This is a genomic window from Bradyrhizobium frederickii, from assembly GCF_004570865.1.
In the GTDB taxonomy this organism is placed as follows: domain Bacteria; phylum Pseudomonadota; class Alphaproteobacteria; order Rhizobiales; family Xanthobacteraceae; genus Bradyrhizobium; species Bradyrhizobium frederickii.
On sequence record NZ_SPQS01000064.1, the window covers coordinates 1 to 8,886 of the forward strand.

At 60.4% G+C, this 8,886-nt stretch carries 6 protein-coding genes and 3 pseudogenes; all 9 read right to left on the reverse strand.

Features of this window, described 5'->3' with window-relative positions; translation table 11 throughout:
* A partial coding sequence (sufB, locus tag E4K64_RS38640) for a Fe-S cluster assembly protein SufB (RefSeq protein ID WP_135167586.1) occupies nucleotides 1-961 on the reverse strand: 961 nt, incomplete at its 3' end.
* Between the two features lie 194 nt (nucleotides 962-1,155).
* Nucleotides 1,156-1,350, reverse strand: coding sequence for a 4Fe-4S binding protein (locus tag E4K64_RS38645; protein WP_035730311.1), 195 nt, complete (start codon nucleotides 1,348-1,350; stop codon nucleotides 1,156-1,158).
* A gap of 744 nt (nucleotides 1,351-2,094) precedes the next feature.
* The gene (gene ald, locus E4K64_RS38650; protein ID WP_126262191.1) at nucleotides 2,095-3,207 is read right to left on the reverse strand and encodes an alanine dehydrogenase; all 1,113 of its coding nucleotides are present in this window, start codon (nucleotides 3,205-3,207) and stop codon (nucleotides 2,095-2,097) included.
* Nucleotides 3,208-3,600: 393 nt separating this feature from the next.
* Nucleotides 3,601-4,636, reverse strand: a pseudogene (hypE, locus tag E4K64_RS38655) (hydrogenase expression/formation protein HypE); the annotation flags it as partial.
* Between the two features lie 4 nt (nucleotides 4,637-4,640).
* A pseudogene (gene hypD, locus E4K64_RS38660) lies at nucleotides 4,641-5,779 on the reverse strand (hydrogenase formation protein HypD).
* Nucleotides 5,776-6,009: a HypC/HybG/HupF family hydrogenase formation chaperone gene (locus E4K64_RS38665; protein ID WP_126262190.1), complete on the reverse strand. Its 234-nt coding sequence runs from the start codon at nucleotides 6,007-6,009 to the stop codon at nucleotides 5,776-5,778. The pseudogene hypD and the gene E4K64_RS38665 overlap by 4 nt, the downstream one beginning before the upstream one ends.
* A gap of 2 nt (nucleotides 6,010-6,011) precedes the next feature.
* Nucleotides 6,012-8,268: pseudogene (gene hypF, locus E4K64_RS38670) on the reverse strand (carbamoyltransferase HypF).
* Complete coding sequence (locus E4K64_RS38675; RefSeq protein ID WP_135167587.1) at nucleotides 8,268-8,486, reverse strand: P-loop NTPase family protein; 219 nt, start codon at nucleotides 8,484-8,486, stop codon at nucleotides 8,268-8,270. The pseudogene hypF and the gene E4K64_RS38675 overlap by 1 nt, the downstream one beginning before the upstream one ends.
* 61 nt (nucleotides 8,487-8,547) lie before the next feature.
* The coding region (locus tag E4K64_RS38680) for an integrase core domain-containing protein (RefSeq protein ID WP_135167588.1) at nucleotides 8,548-8,886 on the reverse strand (339 nt) is incomplete at its 5' end.

An 8,886-nucleotide genomic window follows, 5' to 3' on the forward strand; every position in this document is an offset into this window, starting at 1 on the left:
GGGTCCAGGAGATCTTGGAATTGTTGCCGCGGCAATCGCCACGCTTGGTGACGAAATTGTAGATGCCGCCCTTGCCTTCCGAATTGCCGGGATACCAGTTCTGCACCGTCGAATATTTGATCTCGGCATCGTCATGAGCGATGAGCTCGACCACGGCGGCGTGCAGCTGGTTCTCGTCGCGCTGCGGCGCGGTGCAGCCCTCGAGATAGGAGACGTAGGAGCCCTTGTCGGCGATGATCAGCGTGCGCTCGAACTGGCCGGTATTGCGCTCGTTGATACGGAAATAGGTCGACAGCTCCATCGGGCAGCGCACGCCGGGCGGCACGTAGACGAACGAGCCGTCGGAAAACACCGCCGAGTTCAGCGTTGCGTAGAAATTATCCGAGGTCGGCACCACCGAGCCGAGATACTTCTGCACCAGCTCGGGATGCTCGCGGATCGCCTCCGAGATCGGCATGAAGATCACACCGGCCTTCTTCAGCTCCGCCTTGAACGTGGTCGCCACCGAGACCGAATCGAACACCGCGTCGACCGCGATCTTGCGGCGGGCGGGATCTTCCTCGCCCACCTTCGGCTCGACGCCTTCGAGCATGGCGACTTCCCGCAAGGGGATGCCGAGCTTCTCGTAGGTCTTCAGGATCTCCGGATCGATCTCGTCGAGCGAGGTGACCGTCTTCTTCGGCTTCGGCGCCGCATAGTAATAGAGGTCCTGGAAGTCGATCTTGGGATAGTCGACGCGCGCCCAGGTCGGCTCCTGCATGGCCAGCCAGCGCCGATAGGCCTCGAGCCGCCACTGGAGCATCCAGGCGGGCTCGTTCTTCTTCTCAGAGATAAACTTGACGGTCTCTTCCGACAGCCCCTTGGGGGCCTTGTCGGACTCGATCAGGGTCTCAAACCCATATCGATACTGGTCGACGTCGATGCGCCGGACGCGCTCGACTGTCTCTTGTAAAGCTACCATTGCCCGCTCCACTGGGGCAACGACAACTCCCGCCGGCGGGGACTCCGCCGCAATCGATCCAAGCGGATCGCGCAAGTCGCCGGCAACTCGGGGCCAGCGAGTGAGAGAAACAGAAGACGAATCCGACGGACGGCCGCTGTCGATAGCGTCTTCATCATGTTTCGCGCAGGAGCTCCCCTCATCGACTACTCCATCTATGCCGGCACACAGGTATCTGGCACCGGGCAAACGACGGCGCATTGCGGCGCGTCAAAGTGCCCCTCACATTGGGTACACTGGGTCGGATTGATCACGTATATATCGTTCTTCAGGCTGATCGCGGCATTGGGACATTCGAACTCACATGCACCGCACACAGTGCACTGGGATGCGATTATCTTGTAGGCCATCACTGCGATTCCATGAGCGAAAATTGCGGACAGTTTCTTGCTTTCAAGTCTTGTGCCAAACAGTTTAACTCGATTTTGTTTGAGCTATTTTTGATAACGCAAGTCGCCGCCTCGACACGGTGTCGCAAATCCTACAACGCGCATGACAGTAGCTTGAGCTCGATGCCGTGGTTTGCGCATGGTCCATCTCACGGCAGTCAGCGATCAGGTGAGCCGCGTTCGCCAAACTCAGGGAACGATCTGCGATCCTTGCTAAGGCCGCCGCGCCGCGGCGATGATGGATGCGCCGCGCGACTTCAAAAAGTTCTCCGCCGGTGTGTCGGGTCGACCCCGAGCCGCCTCTTGATGGTTCCACTCACCGGTACAGCGGCGGCGCCGGCGACAGCACCACGGTAAATAACCCGCGCAGTCATCACCGGCCCGGTTGGCGTCTCCATAGCCAGTCAGATTGGCGGCGATCAAGCCAGACAAAGTCGCTCGGGTGATCGCGGGGCCCACGGACGCATTTTCAATTGGCTCGGATTACCTGGCAAAACCGGCATTCATATGCGCTGTATGGGCGAAAGTACATCGTCTCGCATCGTGCGGGGACTAAAGCGAGGCGCTCGTCTGGCGATCCTTCGCTTCGCTCCACGTTCGAAATGCATGCCGGCGCCGGTCAGCAGATCGATGGAGCCAAAAAAAAGCCACCCCGGAGGAGGGTGGCCTAAGTCAGGGAGGAAATGCCCATAAGGGCCTCTGGGATCAGGCCGCAGCCTGTTCGATCGGTGAGAAGGGCAGCCCGAGGCTTTCGGCCGCCGCTTCGTAAGTTAGCCGGCCCCGATGGACGTTGAGGCCTGCGCGCAAATGCGGATTTTCGAGCACGGCGGTAAAGCCCTTGTTGGCCAGAGCCAAACCAAACGGCAGCGTCGCGTTATTCAGTGCCTGGCTCGAGGTCAGCGGCACGGCCCCGGGCATATTGGCCACGCAATAATGAATGATGCCATCCACTTCGTAAGTAGGATCAGCGTGAGTGGTTGGGTGCGATGTCTCAAAGCAGCCGCCCTGATCGATAGCGACGTCCACGAGCACCGCCCTCTTACGCATCGAGCTCAGCATGCTCCGGCGGACCAGCTTCGGCGCGCTCGCACCTGGAACGAGCACCGCACCAATCACCACATCCGCTGCAAATACCTCTTCCTCCACAGAATCGATAGTCGAAAACCTGGTGCGAGCGCGTCCTTCGAATAGCTCATCCAACTCGCGGAGCCGGACTATCGAACGGTCGATGATGGTCACCTCTGCGCCCAGACCAACCGCCATGCGTGCCGCGTGCGTACCAACGACGCCACCTCCGATCACCACGATTCGAGCAGGCTGAACACCGGGCACTCCACCGATCAACAGCCCTCGTCCGCCTGCACTCCGCTTCAGGGCGCTGCCCGCCGCTTCGATCGCAAGCCTACCCGCGACCTCGCTCATCGGCGCCAGCAACGGAAGACCACCATGCGGATCAGTTACGGTCTCGTAGGCGATCGCAGTGCATCCAGACTTCAGGAGGCCCTTGGCCTGATCCGGGTCGGGGGCCAGATGCAGATAAGTGAACAGGATCTGATTTTCCCGCAGCTGACACCACTCGGAGGGCTGAGGTTCCTTAACCTTTACGATCATCTCGCTCGATGCGAATACCTCAGCTGCGGAAGTTAGAATCGTTCCGCCAACAATGCGATAATCGTCATCGGTTGCACCAATGCCAGCGCCGGCATTGGTCTCGATCATCACGCGGTGGCCCGCTGCCACGTATTCGCGGACAGCTCCCGGGGTAAGGCCCACGCGATATTCGTGCACCTTGATTTCCTTGGGGACTCCGACCTTCATTTGAAAACTCCTGCCTGAAGCGCCTTTCTAATCGGAAGCGAGCGGCGATGTTGCGACGCAGCCGTCAGAATGGCGCAGAAATTCAGCGATATTTGAGAAGGTTCGCAGGATTTCAAACCCACGGGGGCCGAGCGGATCGTGTGACCATGCTCGCTGAGCAACCGTCGAAAAACTGCGCGATGGCCATGAATCGTTTCGAATTGCGTTCTCGGCTCGTGGAAAAACTAACAACCGATATTCAGCACGCCCAAAGAGCAAACTCGCAGTCTGCCGGTGGGCAGATTGCCCATAGAAGGGATGGTTTCCAGAGCTGATGGGTGATGGGTGATGGGTGATGGCTCACGACCATTGATCATAAACTTGGTTTCCAAAAGCTGGACGATGCGCAGCGTGTCAACAGATCCGAGGCAATTGTTCGCCCCACAACCAGTCGACGATTCGTCGACCGCCGAAACCGGTCGCCATCTGCACAAATTTCCGATTGTCAGCCACCGCTTCGCCAATATCAGCTGCATCGGACCCGAGCGGGTGTGCCTTCATGGCTGCAAGCACGGCATCAGCCAAATCAGGTGCGACGATCGCAACGAGCTTGCCTCATTGGCGACATGGATGGGATCCAGTCCAAGGAGTTCGCAGGTAGCCGCAACCGCCGGCTTCACCGGAATGGATGCTTCGTGCAGACGGAACCCGAGCTCGGATTGATGCGCAATCTCGTTGAGGGTCGCGGCAAGCCCACCCCGCGTGGGGTCGCGCATCACCCGGATGCCGCTACTGCCGGCGGCAACCATGACCGCCACGAGGTTATGCAACGCTGCGGAATCCGAGCCGACCTCGGTTTGAAAAGCGAGGTTCTGACGTTTTGACATGATCGCCACCCCATGATCGCCGAGGCTCCCAGACACCAGCACACGGTCCCCCACTCTTGCCTTGTCGGCGGAGAGATCGAGCCCATCGGCCACAATCCCGATCCCGGTTGTAGAGATGAACAGACCATCCGCCTTGCCGCGCTCAACAACTTGGTGTCTCCGGTAATGATGTGAACGCCGGCACTGCGCGCTGCCGAGCCCATCGAATCCGCGATCACCTTCAGATCAGAAAACGGGAAGCCCTCCTCGATGATAAAACTGGTCGACAGATAGAGAGGACGCGCGCCGGACATCGCGACGTCATTGATGGTGCCGTGCGCAGCCAGTGACCCGATATTGCCGCCGGGAAAGAACAGCGGCGAGACCACATAGCCGTCGGTCGTCATCACCATTCTGCCTGCCGCAACGTCAAACGCCGACTGATCATTGTAGCGGGCGAGCCATTCATTACCAAAGGCTTGGTGAAAAAGGCCGGAGATCAGCTGTGCCATGGCACGGCCTCCGGATCCGTGGGAAAGATCAACGCGTCCGTTCTCGAGGTCGAGCTTGCGCTGTAGCCCTTTACACTCATGACGTCCGCCTCAACGGTTCATCGCGAACTCGGCCATAGGTCCAATACGCCGCGCAAGCGCCTTCCGACGATACCATGCAGGACCCTATGGGAGTTTCCGGCGTACAGACGGTTCCAAACAGCTTACAATCGACTGGCCGCTTGGCGCCACGCAGAATCGCGCAGCTCGCAGGCTGGATTGTCTGCGACACGCAAGTCGTGGATCGCAAAACGCGTCTCAGCGTCGAATTGCGCGTAAGCCGGTTTCAGCTTCAGTCCGCTGTTGGGTACGAGTCCGAGCCCACGCCATTCAAACTGCGCACGCAGTTCGAATATCTGCGATACCTCGTCTTTGGCACGCCGATTGCCTTCACGTGTCACCACGCGACTGTACTGGTTCTCCACCTGGTAGCGATCTTCGTTCACCTGTCGCACCAGCATCAGGATAGTCTGCAACACATCGAGCGGCTCAAATCCGCGATCACGATCGGCTTGCCAAATTGTTCTGCCAGGGGCTCGTAAGGCTGCGTACCAATAATGGTGCTGACATGTGCAGGCCCGATGAAGCCGTTAATTGGAACCCCGCCGGTGTCGCGGATTTTGGGGTTCTCGAGAATGCTGTGCATCGCAGAGGGTGTAAGCACGTGGTTGCAGAACACGCTGAGGCCCTTCAGCCGCTTCTTCTCGGCAATTCGGATCATCACCGCCGTCGGCGGAGTCGTAGTCTCAAATCCGATGGCAAAGAAGACCACCTCGCGGCTCGGTGCCTGTTCGGCGAGCCTGATAGCATCGAGCGTCGAGTAGACCATCCGAATGTCGGCGCCGAGCGCTTTAGCTCGCAACAGGGACTGTCCTTGAGACCCAGGCGCGCGCATCAGGTCGCCGTACACGCACAGAGTGACCTCTGGTCGGTCGACAAGCCGGATCGCCATATCGATTCGACTGGCGGGCAGAACGCAGACCGGACAACCCGGGTCCGTGGATCATGCGGAGGTTCGCGGGCAGCAGATCCTCCAGTCCATAACGGGAGATTGCATGAGTGTGCCCGCCGCAGAACTCCATGAACCGATAGGCCCTTTGCGAACTAACCTCGGCGCCAATCGCACGCGCAATTCCTTGAGCGATGGCCTTGTTGCGAAATTCGGGCATATTTCATGATCGGCGCTCCCCTGCGCTGCCTAGCTGCTGCAGCAGCTCCAGCGTGCGCTCGGCTTCCACCGGATCGATCTTGGCCAACGCATAGCCCACATGGACAAGGACGCAATCACCGACCTCGAGCTCGTCGACGAGAGCAATCGATATCTCCAGGCTGATGCCGTCGATGGACACTATGGCCATGTCGTTGGGAAGAATTTTTGCAATCTTTGCCGGAACCGAAAGACACATAGTCAGGCTGATCCTCCCCTGGCGGACGACTGTTGAGCTATCTGCAGAGCGGCAATCCAGGCCTGGCCAAGGCTCAAACCGCCATCATTGGGCGGCACCCGCCGTGGCACGAGCGGGGTAAGGCCGGCAGCGCTGCAACCGCGCGGGATTTCATCCGCCAGCGCCGCGTTCAGGAAGCAGCCACCGCTCAGAACGAAGTGTTAACGCCAGTTGTCCGCGCAGACCGCGCGACCCAGTCAACGCAGGCGGCGGCGAAAGTGCCATGAAACAGGCCGGCTCCGCCCACCGCGTCAATGTCATCTGCAATCAACCGCGCAAACAGCGGGCGAAGCGACAGCACGCCACCATCGATCGTCCAGCCGGCTTCGAGAATCGCAGTCCGCCACACCAGCGCCTCGAGCTTCATCGCCGCTTCGCCCTCATAGCTCTGCAAACTCGCAGTCCCTAGCAGCGCCGCTGCGGCGTCGAACAATCGGCCCGCACTGGTCGTGGTGGCCCCCGCCCGGCTGTTCGAGCAACGCCAACACACATTCAGCCTGCCGTTGTGCCGCAAAGCGCAGCCCGATTTCGTTACCCCGACCGAGTCCGTGTATTACTGCGCTGGGCATCCGCCACGGCTCGCGGGCTGCACGATCTCCACCGGGCATTTGCAGGGGTGCTAAGTGCCCGATGCGTTGGCACCCCGCCCCTTCGCACAACAATAGCTCGCCACCCCAGTTACCGCCCTCGAAGCCAAGGCCATGGCCATCCAGCACCAGGGCAAGCGCAGGTCCCGCATGACCATGCTCGGCGATCACTGCGGCAGCGTGTGCGTGGTGATGCTGGACAGCGACCAGCGCGCGGCCATTGGCTTCCGCAAACCGGGTAGAAGCCATATCAGGATGCAGATCATGGGCCATGGCGACAGGCTCTACATCAAGGCTCGATGTAAGGTGTCGGATCGTCTCCTCGAACGCGCGGATGCCCTCGGCCGTATCCAGATCGCCAATATGCTGGGAGACGAACGCTTGGTTGTCCCGCGTGATGGTGACGGTCGATTTCAGTGCTCCTCCGACGGCGAGCACGGACGGCACCGACTTTCGCAAGCCTGATCTGTTCTGGAACATAGCCACGGGCACGACGAATGAATCGCGGCCGGCCAGCGACCACCGACACCACGGAGTCATCGGCACGCGCCACTATATCGCGATCATGAGTCACGATAAGGTCGGAGATCGCCTTGAGCCGCCGCAGCGCCTGCGCGTTGTCGATCAGGAGCGGTTCGCCGCAAAGGTTCGCACTGGTGGCGACGATGACCGGGCCGGTCCGCACACATGCTCCTGCCGAGCGAAGCGCATGAAAGATGAGGTGATGCAGGGGCGCTACAGGCAGCATGACACCCACGCGTGATAAGCCAGGAGCTATGGCGGGCGCCAAATTGTTGCGCGAAGACAGAAGGACGATGGGACGTGCTACGGATTCGAGCAGCGCAAGCTCGGGCGCGTTCGCCTCCGCGATGTCGCTGACGCGCTCTACGGAATCGACCATAACCGCGAACGGCTTCTGAAGGCGCTGCTTTCTCCTGCGCAAGCGCTGCACGGCATCCTGGTTACGCGCGTCGCAAAGAAGCTGGTATCCTCCGAGCCGCTTGATCGCCACGATTTGTCCCCCCGCGATTGCCGCGGCAATGGCGCTGATCCCATGGCTGAGCCGAGGCCCGCATGTCGGACACGCGATCGCCTCCGCATGGAACCTGCGGCTCGCCGGATCGGCATATTCGGCCGCGCAGGCGGCGCACAGCCTAAAAGCCCGCATCACGGTGTTCCGGCGGTCGTACGGAAGCCGTTCGGCGATGGTGTACCGTGGGCCGCAATGGCAGCAACTGATGAAGGGGTAAAGGTAACGCCGACTTTCTGGATCGAACAGCTCGCTGAGGCATTGCTGGCAGGCAGCAGCATCAACGACGATCTGGGTTGACAATTTGCCGGCTTCGCTCGTGCCGATCGAAAATTCTTTCGCCTCGAGCGCCGCCGTCTCCCGAACGCAGTTGTGGTCGATGCGTGCCAATGGAGGTGCCTCGAGCGGCAACGTTGCTACAAAGTCCGACGCACGGTCGCCCTCGACCTCGATCGTAACGCCCTCGGGGCCATTGATGACAAACCCGGCCAATCCGTAGCGCACGGCGAGTCTATAGACGTAAGGACGAAAGCCGACCCCTTGCACGGCCCCAGTCACGCGCACGCGCAGCCGCGTTCGGTCGGAGGTGGTTGCGGCGCTCATCACCTTATGTCCTCTACGGCGCGCCTTTGATGCCATGCGCGTCTATCGATCCAGGCGTATAGCGCGCCAAGACCCTCGCCCGTACGAGCCGAAACTAAAAGCACCTCGATGTTTGGATTGACTCGTCTAGCGTATTCGATCGTCTTGCCGAAATCGAACTCAAGCAGCGGGGCCAGATCAATCTTGTTGATCACCATGAGCGAAGAAGCGGCAAACATTGAGCTGGCCCCGGTTGTCTGAACAGAATATCCGCGTCGATAAGTGGAGCCTCTGCCGGGGTTAGGCTGCCGTGCGGAGCGGCAGCGGGGTGAAGTAGGCTCGATCCGGTGTGCTGCCGTCAAGGCTCGAATGTGGACGGCGGCAATTGTAGAAGTCCAGATAGCGGCCAATCGAGGCGCGAGCGTCGCTGACGCTGTCGTAGGCCCGCAGATACACCTCCTCGTATTTGACGCTGCGCCACAGCCGCTCAACGAACACGTTGTCCCGCCAGGCGCCCCGGCCGTCCATACTGATGGCGATGCCGTTGTCGGTGAGCACGCCGGTGAACGCCGCGCCGGTAAACTGCGAGCCTTGGTCGGTGTTGAAGATCTCGGGCTTGCCGTGACGGGCCAGGGCATC